This is a genomic window from Pseudomonas sp. NFACC05-1, assembly GCF_900100135.1.
Taxonomy (GTDB): Bacteria; Pseudomonadota; Gammaproteobacteria; order Pseudomonadales; family Pseudomonadaceae; genus Aquipseudomonas; species Aquipseudomonas fluorescens_Q.
Genome location: NZ_FMTR01000013.1, coordinates 109003 through 127565, shown reverse-complemented (window position 1 = coordinate 127565; position 18563 = coordinate 109003). Strand labels below are relative to the sequence as shown.

General features: G+C 58.8%; 15 protein-coding genes. 11 read left to right on the top strand and 4 right to left on the bottom strand.

Features of this window, described 5'->3' with window-relative positions:
* Nucleotides 1-10: 10 nt before the first annotated feature.
* From atpA to glmS, 7 genes are all read left to right on the top strand, one after another.
* The gene (atpA, locus tag BLO97_RS19345; protein ID WP_092347417.1) at nt 11-1555 is read left to right on the top strand and encodes a F0F1 ATP synthase subunit alpha; all 1545 of its coding nucleotides are present in this window, start codon (nt 11-13) and stop codon (nt 1553-1555) included.
* Between the two features lie 50 nt (nt 1556-1605).
* Nucleotides 1606-2466 carry a F0F1 ATP synthase subunit gamma gene (atpG, locus tag BLO97_RS19340; protein WP_063323660.1) on the top strand — a complete coding sequence of 287 codons (861 nt, stop codon included), beginning with the start codon at nt 1606-1608 and terminating at the stop codon, nt 2464-2466.
* 27 nt (nt 2467-2493) lie between these two features.
* On the top strand, nt 2494-3870 hold the full coding sequence (atpD, locus tag BLO97_RS19335; RefSeq protein WP_014340987.1) for a F0F1 ATP synthase subunit beta: 1377 nt from the start codon (nt 2494-2496) through the stop codon (nt 3868-3870).
* 45 nt (nt 3871-3915) lie between these two features.
* Nucleotides 3916-4341: a F0F1 ATP synthase subunit epsilon gene (locus tag BLO97_RS19330; RefSeq protein WP_003207087.1), complete on the top strand. Its 426-nt coding sequence runs from the start codon at nt 3916-3918 to the stop codon at nt 4339-4341.
* A 115-nt stretch (nt 4342-4456) separates the two neighbouring features.
* Nucleotides 4457-5824, top strand: a complete 1368-nt coding sequence (glmU, locus tag BLO97_RS19325; RefSeq protein WP_092221092.1) for a bifunctional UDP-N-acetylglucosamine diphosphorylase/glucosamine-1-phosphate N-acetyltransferase GlmU — start codon at nt 4457-4459, stop codon at nt 5822-5824.
* Between the two features lie 208 nt (nt 5825-6032).
* The gene (locus BLO97_RS19320; protein ID WP_060739917.1) at nt 6033-6809 is read left to right on the top strand and encodes a DeoR/GlpR family DNA-binding transcription regulator; all 777 of its coding nucleotides are present in this window, start codon (nt 6033-6035) and stop codon (nt 6807-6809) included.
* Between the two features lies 1 nt (nt 6810).
* A complete protein-coding gene (gene glmS / locus BLO97_RS19315) occupies nt 6811-8643 on the top strand; it encodes a glutamine--fructose-6-phosphate transaminase (isomerizing) (protein ID WP_092347414.1) in 1833 nt (610 codons plus the stop codon).
* A 467-nt stretch (nt 8644-9110) separates the two neighbouring features.
* Here the strand turns inward: glmS and BLO97_RS19305 are convergent, their stop codons facing one another.
* The 4 genes from BLO97_RS19305 to BLO97_RS19290 all read right to left on the bottom strand — a co-directional run bounded on the left by BLO97_RS19305 (nt 9111) and on the right by BLO97_RS19290 (nt 13383).
* Nucleotides 9111-10430 (bottom strand): outer membrane protein transport protein, encoded by a 1320-nt coding sequence (locus tag BLO97_RS19305; RefSeq protein ID WP_092347411.1) that lies wholly within the window; start codon nt 10428-10430, stop codon nt 9111-9113.
* Between the two features lie 299 nt (nt 10431-10729).
* Nucleotides 10730-11566 (bottom strand): SDR family NAD(P)-dependent oxidoreductase, encoded by an 837-nt coding sequence (locus BLO97_RS19300; RefSeq protein ID WP_057396519.1) that lies wholly within the window; start codon nt 11564-11566, stop codon nt 10730-10732.
* Between the two features lie 28 nt (nt 11567-11594).
* Complete coding sequence (locus BLO97_RS19295) at nt 11595-12458, bottom strand: SDR family NAD(P)-dependent oxidoreductase (protein WP_092147524.1); 864 nt, start codon at nt 12456-12458, stop codon at nt 11595-11597.
* Between the two features lie 4 nt (nt 12459-12462).
* Complete coding sequence (locus tag BLO97_RS19290) at nt 12463-13383, bottom strand: alpha/beta hydrolase (protein WP_170862062.1); 921 nt, start codon at nt 13381-13383, stop codon at nt 12463-12465.
* A 133-nt stretch (nt 13384-13516) separates the two neighbouring features.
* Between BLO97_RS19290 and BLO97_RS19285 the strand changes: the two genes are divergently transcribed.
* From BLO97_RS19285 to BLO97_RS19270, 4 genes are all read left to right on the top strand, one after another.
* Nucleotides 13517-14533, top strand: a complete 1017-nt coding sequence (locus BLO97_RS19285) for an AraC family transcriptional regulator (protein ID WP_092221101.1) — start codon at nt 13517-13519, stop codon at nt 14531-14533.
* 944 nt (nt 14534-15477) lie between these two features.
* Nucleotides 15478-16449: a tripartite tricarboxylate transporter substrate binding protein gene (locus BLO97_RS19280; protein ID WP_092147533.1), complete on the top strand. Its 972-nt coding sequence runs from the start codon at nt 15478-15480 to the stop codon at nt 16447-16449.
* A gap of 103 nt (nt 16450-16552) precedes the next feature.
* A complete protein-coding gene (locus BLO97_RS19275) occupies nt 16553-16999 on the top strand; it encodes a tripartite tricarboxylate transporter TctB family protein (protein WP_371856965.1) in 447 nt (148 codons plus the stop codon).
* A 9-nt stretch (nt 17000-17008) separates the two neighbouring features.
* Nucleotides 17009-18529, top strand: coding sequence for a tripartite tricarboxylate transporter permease (locus BLO97_RS19270; RefSeq protein ID WP_092147539.1), 1521 nt, complete (start codon nt 17009-17011; stop codon nt 18527-18529).
* Nucleotides 18530-18563: the final 34 nt, after the last annotated feature.

The following is an 18563-nucleotide window of genomic DNA, read 5'->3' as shown; positions in this document are numbered from 1 at the left end:
CAGCAGAGCAATGCAGCAACTCAATCCTTCCGAAATAAGTGAAATTATCAAGGGCCGCATCGACAAGCTCGATGTGACCTCCCAAGCCCGTAACGAAGGCACTGTCGTCAGCGTATCTGACGGCATCGTGCGGATTCACGGTCTGGCCGACGTCATGTACGGCGAGATGATCGAGTTTCCGGGCGGCGTCTACGGTATGGCCCTCAACCTGGAGCAAGACTCTGTAGGTGCCGTGGTATTGGGCGCGTACACCTCTCTGGCTGAAGGCATGAGCGCCAAGTGCACCGGCCGCATCCTCGAAGTTCCGGTTGGTAAGGAACTGCTGGGTCGTGTTGTCGACGCACTGGGTAACCCTGTTGACGGCAAAGGTCCGCTGAACAACACCGAGACCGACGCGGTCGAGAAAGTTGCTCCTGGCGTGATCTGGCGTAAGTCGGTAGACCAGCCTGTACAGACTGGCTACAAGGCTGTCGATGCCATGATCCCTGTTGGCCGTGGCCAGCGTGAGCTGATCATCGGTGACCGTCAGATCGGTAAGACCGCTCTGGCGATCGACGCGATCATCAACCAGAAGAACAGCGGCATTTTCTGCGTCTACGTAGCCATTGGTCAGAAGCAATCGACCATCGCCAACGTGGTTCGCAAGCTGGAAGAAAACGGCGCCCTGGCCAACACGATCATCGTGGCTGCCAGTGCTTCGGAATCTCCTGCGCTGCAGTTCCTGGCACCGTACTCCGGTTGCACCATGGGCGAATACTTCCGCGACCGCGGTGAAGACGCGCTGATCGTTTATGACGATCTGTCCAAGCAGGCAGTGGCTTATCGCCAGATCTCCCTGCTGCTGCGCCGTCCACCAGGCCGTGAAGCCTACCCAGGCGACGTGTTCTATCTCCACTCCCGTCTGCTGGAGCGCGCATCCCGCGTTTCGGAAGAGTACGTAGAGAAGTTCACCAACGGCGCAGTGACCGGCAAGACCGGCTCCCTGACCGCTCTGCCGATCATCGAAACCCAGGCTGGCGACGTTTCCGCGTTCGTTCCGACCAACGTGATTTCCATCACCGACGGTCAGATCTTCCTGGAATCGGCCATGTTCAACTCCGGGATCCGTCCTGCTGTGAACGCCGGTGTTTCGGTATCCCGTGTGGGTGGTGCCGCTCAGACCAAGATCATCAAGAAGCTGTCCGGTGGTATTCGTACCGCCCTGGCCCAGTACCGTGAACTGGCGGCATTCGCCCAGTTCGCTTCTGACCTGGACGAAGCGACCCGTAAGCAACTTGAGCATGGTCAGCGCGTTACCGAGCTGATGAAGCAGAAGCAATACGCACCGATGTCGATCGCTGACATGGCGCTGTCGCTGTATGCCGCTGAGCGTGGGTTCCTGACTGACGTTGAAATCGCCAAGGTCGGCAGCTTTGAACAAGCGCTGATTGCTTACTTCAACCGCGATCACGCCGACTTGTTGGCCAAGATCAACGTGAAGGGTGACTTCAATGACGAAATCGACGCGGGCATGAAAGCCGGTATCGAGAAGTTCAAGGCCACCCAAACCTGGTAAGCCGCAGCGGGAGTCGCAAGGCTCCCGCTTGCTAACCTGATAGGTGTTACATGGCAGGCGCAAAAGAGATTCGCAGTAAGATTGCGAGCATCAAAAGCACGCAAAAAATTACCAGCGCCATGGAAAAAGTGGCGGTCAGCAAAATGCGCAAGGCACAAATGCGCATGGCTGCTAGCCGCCCTTATGCGGAGCGCATCCGCCAGGTGATTGGTCATCTGGCCAACGCCAACCCGGAATATCGCCACCCGTTCATGATCGAACGCGCCATCAAGCGCGTCGGTTACGTCGTGGTGAGCAGTGACCGTGGTCTGTGCGGTGGCTTGAACACCAACCTGTTCAAGGCCCTGGTCAAGGACATGGCTGTAAACCGCGAACAAGGCGTCGAGATCGATCTGTGCGTGATTGGTAGCAAGGGTGCGGCTTTCTTCCGTAACTTCGGCGGCAACGTCGTCGCTGCTATCAGCCACCTGGGTGAAGAGCCGTCGATCAATGACCTGATCGGCAGTGTCAAGGTGATGCTGGATGCTTACCTGGAAGGCCGGATTGACCGTCTGTCCGTGGTATCCAACAAGTTCATCAACACCATGACGCAGCTGCCAACCGTGGAGCAATTGGTCCCACTGGTGGCGACCCCGGAACAGGAACTCAAGCACCACTGGGACTATCTCTACGAACCGGATGCCAAGGAGCTGCTCGACGGCTTGATGGTTCGCTACGTGGAGTCGCAGGTCTACCAGGCGGTGGTCGAGAACAACGCAGCTGAACAAGCAGCGCGGATGATCGCGATGAAGAACGCTACCGACAACGCCGGTGATTTGATCAGCGATTTGCAGCTGATCTACAACAAGGCGCGTCAGGCTGCGATCACCCAAGAGATCTCGGAAATCGTCGGCGGCGCTGCCGCGGTTTAACGGTTCAAATATTCAGAGGATCCAGCTATGAGTAGCGGACGTATCGTTCAAATCATCGGCGCCGTTATCGACGTGGAATTTCCACGCGACAGCGTACCGAGCATCTACAACGCGCTGAAAGTACAAGGCGCGGAAACTACCCTGGAAGTTCAGCAGCAGCTGGGCGACGGCATCGTTCGTACCATTGCGATGGGTTCCACCGAGGGCTTGAAGCGCGGTCTGGACGTTGTCGACTCTGGCGCTGCCATCTCCGTACCGGTCGGTAAAGCGACCCTGGGCCGGATCATGGACGTACTGGGCAACCCGATCGACGAAGCCGGTCCGATCGACACCGAAGAGCGCTGGGGCATTCACCGTCCTGCGCCATCCTTCGCTGAACAGGCAGGCGGCAACGACCTGCTGGAAACCGGCATCAAGGTTATCGACCTGGTTTGCCCGTTCGCCAAGGGCGGTAAAGTCGGTCTGTTCGGTGGTGCCGGTGTGGGCAAGACCGTAAACATGATGGAACTGATCCGTAACATCGCCATCGAGCACAGCGGTTATTCCGTGTTCGCCGGTGTGGGTGAGCGTACTCGTGAGGGTAACGACTTCTACCACGAGATGAAGGATTCCAACGTTCTGGACAAAGTGGCACTGGTCTACGGCCAGATGAACGAGCCGCCGGGAAACCGTCTGCGCGTAGCCCTGACCGGCCTGACCATGGCCGAGAAGTTCCGTGACGAAGGTAACGACGTTCTGCTGTTCGTCGACAACATCTACCGTTACACCCTCGCCGGTACCGAAGTATCCGCACTGCTGGGCCGTATGCCTTCGGCAGTAGGTTACCAGCCGACCCTGGCTGAAGAGATGGGCGTTCTGCAAGAACGTATCACTTCGACCAAGGAAGGTTCGATCACTTCGATCCAAGCGGTATACGTACCTGCGGATGACTTGACCGACCCGTCGCCAGCGACCACCTTCGCCCACTTGGACGCCACCGTCGTTCTGTCCCGTGATATCGCTTCCCTGGGTATCTACCCAGCGGTTGACCCACTGGACTCGACTTCGCGCCAGCTGGACCCGAACGTGATCGGCCAGGAGCACTACGACACCGCTCGCGGCGTCCAGTACGTGCTGCAGCGCTACAAAGAGCTGAAGGACATCATTGCGATCCTGGGTATGGACGAGCTGTCGGAAGCCGACAAGCAGTTGGTATCCCGCGCTCGTAAGATCCAGCGCTTCTTGTCGCAGCCGTTCTTCGTGGCTGAAGTCTTCACCGGTGCCTCGGGTAAATACGTTTCCCTGAAAGACACCATTGCTGGCTTCAAAGGCATCCTCAACGGTGACTACGACCACCTGCCAGAACAAGCGTTCTACATGGTCGGCGGCATCGAAGAAGCGATCGAGAAAGCCAAGAAACTGTAATCCCGGCGCCCGGCAACGGGCGCTAATTTAGGTTGAGGCAATCAGATGGCTATGACAGTCCATTGCGATATCGTCAGTGCGGAAGGGGAAATCTTCTCCGGTCTGGTCGAGATGGTGATTGCGCATGGTGAGCTGGGTGATCTTGGTATCGCTCTGGGTCACGCACCGCTGATCACTAATCTGAAACCGGGTCCGATCCGCTTGATCAAGCAGGGCGGGGAAGCCGAGGTGTATTACATCTCCGGTGGTTTCCTCGAGGTTCAGCCGAACATGGTCAAGGTCCTTGCCGACACTGTGCAACGTGCTGCCGACCTGGACGAAGCCTCCGCTCAGGAAGCCGTCAAGGCTGCCGAGAAGGCCCTGCACGAGCGAGGCGCGGAGTTCGATTACGGTTCTGCTGCTGCACGTCTGGCCGAGGCCGCAGCCCAGCTGCGCACCGTCCAGCAGATCCGCAAGAAGTTCGGCGGCTAAGCCGTCTGCTTTCTGTGCGATTGATTAAAAAGGGTAGCCTCGGCTACCCTTTTTTCTTTTCCCGACACTCATCATCTGGTCGCAGCCGCTGACCACCCAGGATTGGTAGCCAGTCATGTCTCTCGAAATCGTTATCCTCGCGGCCGGTCAAGGCACCCGCATGCGTTCGGCGCTGCCCAAGGTCTTGCACCCGGTAGCCGGCAATTCCATGCTCGGCCATGTTATCCACAGCGCCCGGCAACTTGATCCACAGCGCATTCACGTGGTGATCGGCCACGGTGCCGATGCTGTGCGCGAACGCCTGGCCGCCGATGACCTGAATTTCGTCTTGCAGGACAAACAACTGGGCACTGGCCATGCGGTGGCCCAGGCAGTGCCATTCATCACGGCGGATACGGTGCTGATTCTCTACGGCGATGTGCCGCTGATCGAAGTCGACACCTTGCAACGCCTGCTCAAGCATGTCGCGCCACAACAGTTGGGCCTGTTGACCGTCGAGCTGGACGACCCAACCGGTTATGGCCGCATCGTGCGTGACGTCGACGGCCAAGTGACCGCCATCGTCGAACAGAAGGACGCCAACGAAGCCCAGCGCGCGATCACTGAAGGCAACACTGGGATTCTGGCCGTGCCGGCTGAGCGCCTGGGTGACTGGATGAGTCGTCTGTCGAACAACAACGCCCAGGGTGAGTACTACCTGACAGACGTGATCGCCATGGCGGTCAGCGATGGACTGGTGGTCGCCACCGAGCAGCCGTTGGACGCCATGGAAGTGCAGGGCGCCAATGATCGCCGGCAATTGGCCGAACTGGAGCGCCACTATCAATTGCGCGCCGCCCGCCGCCTGATGGCCCAAGGCGTGACGCTGCGCGATCCGGCCCGTTTCGACGTGCGCGGTGAAGTCAGCGTGGGTCGCGATGTGGTCATCGATATCAACGTCATCCTCGAAGGCAAGGTTGTCATCGAAGACGACGTGGTCATTGGCCCGAACTGCGTGATCAAGGACAGCACCCTGCGCAAAGGCGTGGTGATCAAGGCCAACAGCCATCTCGACGGTGCGGTCATGGGGGAGGGCAGCGATGCTGGCCCGTTTGCCCGCCTGCGCCCAGGCTCTGTGCTGGAAGCCCGTGCCCATGTGGGTAACTTTGTTGAACTGAAGAATGCTCACCTGGGCGAAGGCGCCAAGGCCGGGCACCTGACCTACCTCGGTGACGCTGAAGTCGGCGCCCGCACCAACATTGGCGCCGGGACTATCACCTGTAACTACGACGGTGCCAACAAGTGGAAAACCGTGTTGGGTGAGGACGTGTTCATCGGCTCCAACAATTCGCTGGTGGCGCCTGTGACCCTCGGTGATGGTTCAAGCACGGCCGCAGGTTCGACCATCAATCAGGATGTGGATAACGCTCAGCTCGCGGTGGCGCGCGCCCGGCAACGCAATATCGACGGCTGGAAGCGCCCGGTAAAAATCAAGAAGAGCTAAGTTATCCACAGCCCCCGTGTGGGAGCGGGCTTGCTCGCGAAAGCGTTGTTTCAGTTCACGTTGTACTGTCTGATTCGACCCCTTCGCGAGCAAGCCCGCTCCCACATTGATTTCATGATTTCTGAATTTTTCTTCTCCCGCCTTGACGATAGCCCTGCAATAGGTTTTGATTAGTTGCGTTATCTTTCGAATCGAAACTTACCTCGCCATGTCAAAGCGCAACACACCACAACGCCGTCACAATATTCTTGCCTTGCTCCAGGAGCAGGGTGAGGTCAGTGTGGATGAGTTGGCCAAGCGCTTCGAAACCTCGGAAGTTACGATTCGCAAGGATCTCGCTGCCCTGGAAACCAATGGCCTGCTGCTGCGTCGCTACGGTGGCGCGGTGCCGATGCCGCAGGAGTTGGTGGCCGATAACGGGCAAACCGTCTCCAAGTACAAACTGGCCATTGCCCGGGCCGCCGTGAAGCGGATCCGTGAACATGCGCGCATCATCATCGACAGCGGCAGCACCACGGCGGCCATGATTCCGCAACTCGGCCAACAGCCGGGCCTGGTGGTGATGACCAATTCCCTGCACGTCGCCAACGCCTTGAGCGAACTGGAGCACGAGCCGGTGCTGTTGATGACCGGCGGTACCTGGGATCCTCACTCCGAGTCGTTCCAGGGCCAGGTGGCCGAGCAGGTCCTGCGTTCCTATGACTTCGACCAACTGTTCATCGGCGCCGACGGCATCGATCTGGTTCGAGGCACCACCACCTTCAACGAACTGCTGGGCTTGAGCCGCGTGATGGCTGAGGTTGCCCGGGAAGTGATCGTCATGGTGGAGGCCGACAAGATCGGCCGGAAAATCCCCAACCTGGAACTGCCGTGGAGCAGCGTCCATACCCTAATTACCGATGATCGCCTGCCCGTAGAGGCCCGCGATCAGATTCAGGCGCGCGGCATTACTGTGATCTGCGCGCCTGTCAGCCAGGAGAAATAGCATGTGTGGAATTGTCGGCGCCGTAGCTGAACGCAACATCACAGCAATCTTGCTCGAAGGCCTCAAGCGCCTGGAGTACCGCGGTTATGACAGCGCCGGTGTGGCGGTGTTTACCAACGACGAGAAGCTCGAACGCATGCGTCGTCCGGGCAAGGTCAGCGAGCTGGAACAGGCGCTGGAAGCCGAACCGCTGCTCGGTCGCCTGGGCATCGCCCACACGCGTTGGGCCACCCATGGCGCGCCGTGCGAGCGTAACGCTCACCCGCATTTTTCCGGCGAGCTGGCGGTGGTGCACAACGGCATCATCGAAAACCACGAAGCCCTGCGTGAACAGCTCAAGGCGCTCGGCTATGTGTTCACCTCGGACACCGACACCGAAGTCATCGCCCATCTGCTCAACCACAAGCTCAAGGACCTGGTGGACCTGACCGTCGCCCTCAAGGCCACCGTCAAGGAACTGCACGGTGCCTATGGCCTGGCGGTCATCAGCACAAAACAACCTGACCGCCTGGTGGCGGCCCGCAGCGGCAGCCCATTGGTTATCGGCCTGGGCCTGGGGGAAAACTTCCTGGCGTCCGATCAGTTGGCGCTGCGCCAGGTCACCGACCGCTTCATGTACCTGGAAGAAGGCGATATTGCCGAAATTCGCCGCGACAGCGTGCAGATCTGGGACCTCGACGGCAATGACGTGGTACGTGAAACCGTCCAGTACCGCGACGGTGCCGATGTCGCCGACAAGGGCGAGTTCCGCCACTTCATGCTCAAGGAAATCCACGAACAACCGGCCGTGGTCCAACGCACTCTGGAAGGCCGCATGAGCCAGAACCAGGTACTGGTCCAGGCGTTCGGTCCACAGGCGGCCGAGTTGTTCGCCAAGGTCCGCAACGTGCAGATCGTGGCCTGCGGCACCAGTTATCACGCCGGCATGGTCGCCCGTTACTGGCTGGAGGAACTGGCCGGTATTCCGTGCCAGGTCGAAGTGGCCAGCGAGTTCCGCTATCGCAAAGTGGTGGTGCAACCCGATTCGCTGTTCGTCACCATCTCCCAGTCCGGCGAAACCGCCGACACCCTGGCCGCCCTGCGCAACGCCAAGGAACTGGGTTTCCTCGCCAGCCTGGCGATCTGCAACGTCGGCATCAGCTCGCTGGTACGCGAATCCGACCTGACCCTGCTGACCCAGGCCGGTCGCGAAATCGGTGTGGCGTCGACCAAGGCGTTCACCACGCAACTGGTGGGCCTGCTGTTACTGACCCTGTCCCTGGGCCAGGTGCGCGGTACTCTGGGCAAAGGGGTCGAGGCAACCTTGGTGGAGGAGCTGCGCCGCCTGCCAGCCCGCCTGGGCGAAGCCTTGGCGATGGACAGCACGGTGGAAAAAATCGCCGAACTGTTCGCCGAGAAGAACCACACCCTGTTCCTCGGGCGTGGCGCGCAATTCCCGGTGGCGATGGAAGGGGCCTTGAAGCTCAAGGAAATCTCCTACATCCACGCCGAGGCCTACCCGGCCGGTGAACTCAAGCACGGCCCGCTGGCGCTTGTGGATAACGACATGCCGGTGGTCACCGTGGCGCCGAACAACGAGCTGCTGGAAAAGCTCAAGTCCAACCTGCAGGAAGTGCGCGCCCGTGGCGGCCAGTTGATTGTCTTCGCTGACGAGAAGGCTGGCATGATCAATGGCGAAGGCACCCACGTGGTGCACATGCCGCACATCCACGACATCCTGTCGCCGATTCTCTACACCATCCCGCTGCAGCTGCTGTCGTACTACGTCGCCGTGCTCAAGGGGACTGATGTGGACCAGCCACGTAACTTGGCGAAGTCTGTGACGGTGGAGTGAGTTGTCCACCGAGAGCCCAGGCTCCTGTTTTGTCGCTAGACAATAAAAACTGTCGCAGAGGGAGGGAGCTGTCCCAGCTCCCTTCATCGACACAGGCTCCCTTCCTTCTGTTGCGATGGCTGCAACCCCGCTTTGACCCTCGCCCATGCCTTTGAAAATTCAGCTCGACGAATCACTCGCCTCTTATGTGCGGCGGAACCTATTCCTTAACTGGAACGTAGATGTCGCACCAATCTTTGATCAGCTCGCGACACGTCACGTGTTGAAGAATATCGAGTTGAAAAGACTCTCAGCGGCGATGGGTTGGCAAGGATGCAACGGCTTCAATCGGCTGATTCAGCAACGCCAATTAGTTAAGCCGTAATGCGATCTGTAGCAACTGCCCAGTTCACGAGGCTGCTACAGCAAAGAGTGCGTCGCGGCTGAAATTGCTTAACTGACCTTCATCGGGCTTATGAGGGTGAGGATTAGTATCGATAGGTTGCCTGCACTGAAAATATATTCGCACTGTTTTCGTAATTAGCACTGTATTCAGGTTGAAGGCCGGAGTTGTTCGGTTGGTTTACCGAGGCTTTGGATTCCCAGAGATAACCATAAGCAAAGTCTATCGTCAGATCGGGATTCGGCAAATAAGCGCCACCCAGGGTCACGACTTGGCGGTTACCAACCGGAACGCGCACGCTACGATCGGCATTGCTGATCGGCGACGGATCGTAGGCGTAGCCTGCACGCAGCAGCCATTGTTGGTTCAATTGAAAGGATACGCCAACGGCAGTGGACCACGTGTCGTGCCAGTTCAATGGTTCGCCCACACGCTCCAGACCCGCACTCTGGCCAAGGGCGGAAACATCGCTGTTGATTGCCTCGATCTTTTTCAGTCGACTCCAACGTTTCCAGGTGGTCCCCAGGTATCCCGTCCAGCGACTATTGAAATGATGGGTGATAGAGGTGTTCACGGATTCGGGCATCGTGATGTCTATCTTGTTGTCATACTTTCCGTCCAGCGGGATAACGCTCGGGGAGCCGGAAAACTCGGTATGCCCTTTGAGGTGATAGCTCACCTTCGAGTGGTAGTTAATCCCCCAACTCGTTGCATCACTCAAGTCAACCAAGAGGCCGACGTTGTAGCCAATTGCCGTGTCATCGCCTTTGATGGTGACCCGTGTGTCCTGGCCGTTGTTCAGAGCGCCGGTGGCCAGGTAATTCTGAAGTTTTGCATCGAAATGATTTATGGTCGGTCCGCCACCAATGGACACGTAATCATTGATCCGATAGGCAATGGTGGGCTGCAGGGTTACCTCCTTGGTCGAGCTATAGGAACCCTGGTAGCGGCCCTGAAAAGTGCTCTCGTATTCGTTGATCAGACCACTCGGAGCATAGAGACCCAGACCAATCGAAAAACGATCATTAAGCGGCGTCGACAGATAGGCGAAGGGCACGACCGCCAAAGGTACCGAGTCCCCCTTATTCGTTCCTGCGACACTGCTCTGCGCATCACTAATGTCGTCGCTCCCCGAGATGATCGCGGCCCCGCCGGAAATCTCGGTACGTTTCAACTTGGTCAAGCCAGCAGGATTTCCGTAGATGGTGCTGACGTCCAGTGCGGAAGACGACCTTCCCGCATAAGCAGTTCCCGCACTGCTGGCACTTTGTTCGTTAAGAGCAATGCCATTAGCGCCTGCAATTGTAGAGGCACTGAGCAGTGCCATGACACTGGTGTACTTAATCCACGCAGCACTCTTTCGCTGAGCGGAGAGACACGGGATCGCACGGCTATTGAGTTTCATTTTCCACCTCTCGTTTATTGTTTTTGTTGATTGCACGCAGGCAAGGCTTCGCCTTCCTGTGCACTTTTGAGTGCCGGTTGGAGTTGATCGAAGTTGTGTAAAAGAACCTGAAGGAACACCACCAGGGCACGACTGCTGGACTTACAAATGCGAGTCAGGGACTCAATTAAGCCATTCGACTTGGAAGCTATAGCGCCCCAAGAGCGGCGCCAGGATTTCCTGGTTCGTTCCGGCCCGGATGCGGGCGACATGCCCACGGCCAGAAGCGGTCATTTGTTCAGGCTGCGACCCTGACCTAATCAAGCCTTGTCTTCATCGCTGAGCCTTACCGCTTCGGCGACTTTTCCAGCGTCGAAACCGATCCACTCGATAAGCCGACGCAGCAAGCCTGGCGCTTTCGCCACCAGCACTTGGCTGCGTGGCACCGTCACCAAGTCATGCCGCTGCTCGATGCAGTCCACCAGGGCGGCCACCACCTGCTCCAACGCGACGAACTGCCAGACCCCCTGATGGTTATTCCAGACCAGGGTGGAGGACGGCCCATCAACGATCGCCTCCATCATCGGCGTTTGGAAGAAGGTCGGGTGGAATGAGCCGACACTCACGCCGTGCTGACGAAGCTCCAGGCGTAAGCTGTCACACAGGGCCCAGACTCCGGCCTTGCTGGCGGTGTAGGCCGTGTTCAACGGCGAATGAACGAAAGCCGCCATAGACGAGATGGCCAGTAGATAGCCCTGGCGTGCCTTCACATGGGGCAGTGAGGCGCGGAAGGTGCGCGCCACACCGTTGAGGTTGATATCGATGACCCGGTCAAACGTGGCGGGATCGATATACTCCAGGGCTACCACCGAGCTGACGCCAGCGCCGGCGACCACCACATCAATTCCGCCGAAATGCTGCGCGGCCTCTTTCAGCGCCGTTTCCAGACTCTCAATTGAGCGCACGTTGGCCACCCAACCGACAGCGACATTAGGCCCGCCCAGGGTGACAGCCATTGCATTCAGGCTATCCAGATCGAGATCCAGCAAGACCAGCTTCGCGCCTTTGTCGCGCAGGGCCTGCGCGGCGGCCCTGCCGAGACCACCCGTGGCACCAGTGATGGCGATGACGCGGTCGTTCAACGAGTAGCTTTTCATGGGTGAACCTTAAGCAAGTAGTGGGGCATCAACTAGGGCTCTGGGTGCGAACGGTTTCTTCTTCCAATTGGTGGAGCAACCGTTGCAGGCGGGCATCGCGTGTCAGATGCCAGTCCGTGAAAACGTTGAACAGGCCGCGCAACAGTGAGATGGGCGCCCAGCGAGCCGGTACAACGATGCGCGGCTGGCGCTTTTGTAGACCGCGCACCACGCCACGTGCCACCTGTTCCGGTGCAATCGCCTGATGCAGGAAGGCCGGCAATAGGGTCTCGTTCATCTGGGTGGCGATGGCGTTGCCACCGAAGGCGACCTTGGCGATGGCGGTCGCCGTCCAGCCGGGATAGAGCACGCTGGCGCTGGCCCCGGTTGCACTTAACTCGGCGCGCAGCGAGCGGGCCAGCGACTCCACCGCCGCCTTGCTCGCGGCATAGGGCGCGTTGGCCATGCCGTTCAAGTAGGCATAGGTCGACGACGTGACCAGCACTTGGCCCCGATTGCGCACGACCTCCGGCAGTGCGGCGCGCATCGCGTGCCACACCCCGAACAGATCCACCTCAATGATGCGACGGAACTCCGCTTCGTCGCAGGTGCGTAGGGTCGCCGGTACGCCTCGCCAGGAGATGCCGGCATTGGCGAAGGCCACATCGAGACGGCCGAAACGCTCGACTGCTTGGCATATCACTGCCTTTGCCGCCTCGGCGTCGGTGACGTCGAACGCCAGCGGCAACACACGTTGGCTGTTGAACTCCTGGGCCAGCTTGTCCACCGCCTCCTGCGAGGTATCGGTCAGCACTAGGCTGGCGCCCTGCACATACAGTTCGCGTGCACTGGCGGCGCCGATGCCGCCAGCCGCGCCGGTGATCAGAACCACTTTGCCTTGAAGGTCGTACATATTCTTATCTCTTCGTTGGCGTGCTTGGCACGTTGCGCTTGAGGAAGTCGAGTTGATCACCCACCACCTGCTCGAAGGCTTCGCCCACATAAATATCGAAATGCCCATGGGCATAGCGCTTGATCTCATGACGTGGCGCGCGCCGGGCGTGACGCAGCGTCCGCTTCGCCGGTGCCACGCTGTCGGGATCGCACACGCAAAACAGCACAGGGGCCTGGATACGAGGTGTACTGCGCCCGGGGTAGTAGCGAATGATGTCCAGGGCAAAACGCGCGGCGGCCTCTTTGCGGATACGCGCACCTGACGGGATCAGGCCGTTATAGCCACCCCAGGCATCCGGCGAAGTCATGAATGCCGTATCGCCAGGTTGACCGGCGAGCGGAACCAGAATGGGTTTGGCGCCGAACCACGAGCCGATACGGTCGGCCAGGGCCAGCAAGGTGAGGCGAAGTGACACCAGGAGTTCGGTGGCAAGACTGGAGCTCAGGCCGTCGGTGAAGGGACATTGGGAAATGACAGCGGCCACCCTGGCATCGTCGGCGGCGGTGGCCAGCACATGCCCGCCACCGAACGAGGTGCCCCAGATAACGATACGCTGCGGGTCCACATCCGCGAGGCGGCGGGCGTGATCTATCGCGGCTGTCCAGTCTTCGAGCTGGCGGTTGATATCCAGCAGTTGGCGCGGCTCGCCTTCGCTGTCGCCGAAGTGGCGATAGTCGAACACCAGGCACGCGTAGCCGGCGGCGGCGAAGCGGGCGGCAAAGGCCGGCAAGCGCATCTTGCGCGTCCCGCCAAGCCCATGCGCCATCACCACCACCGGGAAAGGTCCTGCACCCAGTGGGCGGTAAAAGTCGGCAACGCAACGCGAGCCGTTGGAGAAGAACTGGATTGTCGCTGGTGCCAGAAGATCGGTGATCGTGTTCATGAACGGCATCTGCTGGAATGGCTGGAGTGCCGTCATTCTCGGCCGCTGCCGTTAGGAAGGCTTGACGGTATCCGACGCCCCGCTTGACACTTTGCGCCAAACAACAAAAGGCCAACCAGCCTAAAGAGGTCCGATGAGCCAGCCTTTATATCGGCGCGTGGTGCCAGAGACCTACGTGCAACTGCTCTATGAATACCTGGAGGCGCTCGGTCATGAGCCCGAGTCGGTACTTGGCCAGCCCTGGCCCACACCTGCCCAGGAGGGTGTCGGCGGCGTTGACGTGGAATGCTGGGATCGCCTGCTGGTGACGGCGGCGCAGGCACTGGACGACCCGCTGCTGGGCCTACACGTCGGCCAAACCATCAGCGCCCGGCATATCGGTGTGCTCGGCTCGGTGCTGCTGGCCTGTGGTAATCTCGGTACGGCTCTGCAACGCCTGGAGCGCTACATTCGCCTGGTGTACGACGTCATTCCCATGACTCGCCGCGACGGCGACGGCTGGTTCGAACTGGTCTGGGATGTCAGCCAGTACCAGCCCGGACCCTTGGTGAACGAAACCGGTATGGTTGCCATAATGCAGTTCTGCCGTGCCCTAGTGCGCGGCACGGCCAACCCGTTGCGAATCGATTTCAATCATCCCAGCCCTCTCGACACCAGCCCGTACGAAGCCTTCTTCGGCTGCCCGGTACGCTTCGGTCAGGCCGAGGCGGTCCTGCGTTTCTCCGCGCAACTGCTCGAACTGCCCTTTAAGAGCCCCGACCCGGCGCTGGTCTCCCTGTTGGAACAACATGCGGATCGCCTGCTGGCCCAGTTGCCACAGCAGGATGAATTCGTGGAACAGCTGCGCAAGACCATCACCCATGCCTTGCGCGAAGGTGAGCCGAGCATAGAGCGGATAAGCCCCCAACTGGGCACCTCGTCACGCACGCTACAGCGCCGTCTAAAAGAGGCCGGCACCAGCTTTCGCTATGAGCTGAACTTGGTTCGCCACGAACTAGCGTTGTCGTACCTGCGCGATCCACGCCTGCAAATCGTGGATATCGCCATGCTGCTGGGCTATTCGGAGCACAGCGCCTTCACTCGCGCCTTCAAGGAGTGGAGTGGAAGGTCGCCCCATGAGGCGAGACAACTCAACTCGGAGAGTTACTGAGCGGGGAGTCCATGGAATTAGGGAAGGCTTCGGGAGCAGGCTCAGTCTCTGTTCGGCCTCGGGATATCAGGCCCTTTTTGAGTGGTCCATTGAGTGGCCGCTGAGCGTTTCGTTATCAGGGCTTGAATCTGCGCTAGAGTGTTGCGAAGACACGTTGGCGGCCCCCGAAGACTCGATGCAACCATCAGAGATATGAGGTCCAGTAGAGGTCGATTTCTTCGACAGTGAGAGCCCGGGCTGCTGGGTTCATCCCGAATAGCGGGCAGGACATCCACTCTTGGAATCTCAGAAGTGGCTGTAAGGCCCGCCGTTCCTGGGCTAGACAGTTTTTATTCTCTAGCGTATTTGTCCGAGTCACGGTTTTTGGGGCTCGCGACAGTTTTGCATTTCCTCCGAATCGGGCTGAAGGCCACGGAAACTGGGCGTCTTTTGCGACAGTTTTAATTCTCTTAATCCACAGCTCAGCCCCGAAACGCTGATAGAAACCAACCCCCTGATTCAGGGGGTTTTTTTTAGGGGCGACTAGACTTCGTGCTGGTTCAGGCTGGGAACCGAGCTCAATCGCGCTCTGGTCGGCCAGCCCTGTTCGTCGTATTCAAGGCAAGCTGCCGAACGACTGCATTGACAACACGGGACTTAGATGATGATATCAAGTCATACGACAACGTATGACATAGAAAAATAATAAAAACGAAAGGCGCAGTCATGTCTTCCACATCTACCGCCCTGCGATTTTGCAAGTCACCGGTCCCACGCGTTATCGCAGGGCGCCAGCGACCTTCCTCTCTTTGCGAGAAGCCCCCTGCGGGCTCGCAACGGCTATCCAATTCCTCGATCCCAACGTTAAGGCCTGTGCGCTTGCCTCGTCAGGCGTTAGCGCTGGGCGTGCTCGCTTCGTGCGTAACTTCAAACCCACAATCAATGGCAGCACCTGGAGAACAATAATGAAGAAAACACTCTGCGCCTCTTTGATCGCCTCTTTCCTGAGCCTGACTGCCGGCACGGCAATGGCCGCCGATGCCAGCGACTGGCCAAGTCGTCCGGTGCAGGTGGTGGTGATTGCCAACGCCGGCGGTGACACTGATTTCAACGCACGAATGATGGCCAAGTACTTTACCAAGCTCACCGGCAAATCCATGGTGGTGACCAATATGGCCGGCGGGGGCGGGACGATTGCCGCCGATGCGGTCAAGAGTGCAGAGCCAGACGGCAATACCATCCTGTTCACCCACACCGGCCAGTTGATCGTTAACGAAGTGGCGGGACTCTCGGAGGATCGCTTTGATGCGTTTGATATCTCCTGCATCGCCGGCGTCGACAAAGGTGCGGTGTTCGTCTCGGCGAAAAGCTCGGGCATCGACAGCCTCGACCAACTGATTGAAAAAGCCAAGGCCAAGCCCGGCACCATTACCTACGGTACCGAAATGGGCAACTTCTCTCACCTGCAAGGGCTGATGTTCGAGAAGCTCGCCGGTGTGAAACTGAAAATGGTCGACAGCGGCACGGTGTCGGAAAAAATCGTCGCCTTGCTGGGCAAGCGCATTGACCTTGGCGCCATCAGTTATGGGTCGGTCCAGGATTACATCACCAGCGGCAAGATGACTGCCTTGGGCCAGCCCAACGCTGAGCGCAACGCATTGCTGGGCGACGTCAAGACCTTCAAGGAACAAGGCGTGGACCTGATCCTGGACAAGCCTTATGTCGTCGCTTTCCCGAAAGGCACTGACCCGGCCATCGTCAAGAAAATGGCCGACACCATGAAGAAGATTACCGAAGAGCCGGAATACGCCGAAGAGCTGAAGAAATCCTTCAAGCAGCCGGTCAGTTTCCAGGGCACCGAGGAAGCTGTTGCCACCCTGAACAAAACCCGCGACAGCTTCATGCAGTTCAAGGACGAGATGCGTAAAGCCAAGTAATTCTGCGTAGCGGCTCGGGTGTGCGCCGCGTTGGCAACCACCCGATCATCAGTCCTTTCCAGCAAGAGGAGCCTGTATGGATTCCTATAAAAGAAACGAGCTATTGGCCGGCCTGGCCATGCTCGGTGCCGGCGTGGCTTATCTGGTATTGACCTTGAACCTGCCGCGTCGCGGGTTGGTCGATGCCGCGTTTGTACCTTGGGTGCTTGCTGTCGCGTTATGCCTGTTGGGTGCGTTGCAATTATGGGCGTGGCGAAAGCTGCCGGACAAAAGTGCCGAACCCACAGAAAAACCTGAGTCGATCGACTATCCAACAGTCTTCAAATCCCTGGCTTTGGTGCTGATTTTTACAGCGCTGCTGCAGACCGTAGGCTTTGTGATCATGACGGTGCTTTATCTCTATGCCCAGTTCATCGTGCTGACCCCTGCGGAACAAAAGGTCAAGCACCTCCAATACGCGCTGATAGCGGTCGTTTCGGCGGTGCTGATTTTCTTCATTTTTCGCCATGGCTTCGACTTGCTCCTGCCGGTCGGTTTATTGGATTTCTAGGGGACGGCCATGATCGAACTCATGCAAACAGGCTTCGCGGCCGTACTGACACCCTACGTTTTTCTCCTGATCACCCTCGGCGTTGCGGTGGGGATCGTTTTTGGTGCGGTGCCCGGGCTCTCGGCCACCATGGCCATCGCGCTGTGCTTGCCGCTGACTTACTCGATGGGGCCAGGCCCTGGCTTGGCGCTGCTGGTCGCGTTGTTCGTCGGTGCCACTTCGGGAGGGCTGATATCGGCGATATTGCTCAACATACCGGGAACGCCGGCCTCCATCGCCACGACATTCGATGGTTGGCCGCTGATGAAACAAGGCCATGGCGTCAAGGCCCTTGGGATTGGCGTGGTGTTCTCGTTTCTTGGCACGATTTTCAGTATCGCCGCGCTGATGTTCATCGCCCCGATCCTGGCGGAACTGGCCCTGAGCTTTGGCCCGCACGAATATTTTTCCATCGCTATTTTCTCGCTGACGTTGATCGCCACGCTGTCGACCGGCTCGCTGGTCAAAGGCTTGTTTGCCGGTGCCCTGGGTTTTGCCTTTTCCACCGTGGGGATTGCACCGGTCGAGGCCATTCGCCGCTTTACCTTTGACCTGCCGAGCCTCAATGGCGGCTTCGCCATGCTGACTGTCATGATCGGCATGTTTGCCGTCGCCGAGGTGCTGAAGTTTGCTGAGAGTGCGCGCCTGAGCCACCGGGCCAAACCACAGCACGTCAGTATGAAAGGCGTGAAAGGTTTCGGTTTTTCGATAAAGGAATTTGTCGGTCAACTGCCCAACGCCACTCGTTCATCCCTGATCGGCCTCGGTATCGGCATCCTGCCCGGTATCGGTGCCGGTACGTCGAATATCGTTTCTTACATCGTTGCAAAGAAACGCTCCAAGACGCCTGAGGAGTTCGGTAAAGGCAAGATTGACGGCGTGGTGGCCAGCGAGACGGCAAACAATGCCGGCATCGGTGGCGCGATGATTCCACTGCTGACGCTGGGCATTCCCGGCGATACCACCACGGCGGTCATGCTCGGCGGTTTCATGATCCACGGCATCCAGCCAGGGCCCCTGCTGTTCATCAGCCAGGCACCGTTGGTCTATACGATCTTCGCCGCGCTTATCCTCGCTTCCGTGCTGATGCTGGTGCTGGAGTTCTACGGCCTGCGCATGTTCATCAAGTTGCTGGCGGTGCCCAAGCACATCCTGCTGCCGATCATCCTGGTCTTGTGCGTGGTTGGGGCCTTCGGCTTGAACAGCCGGATCTTCGATGTCTGGGCGGTGCTGCTGTTTGGCTTGCTGGGGTACGGGTTCGTCAAAGCCGGTTTGCCGATTGCACCGTTCATCATCGGCTTCATCCTGGGCCCCATGGCGGAAACCAACTTACGCCGTGGCTTGATGCTGTCCGACGGCAACTTCGTCGGCTTCCTCACCAACCCCATCTCAGCGGGCTTTCTCATCCTGGCTGCCGCCTCCATCTCCTGGCACCTGGTGACGGTTATTCGCAACAGGAAAAGCGCGGCTATTGAATTGATGCGCAGCTAGCTCGCTGCATTTGTCCGCGTTCGCTGCTGCAACC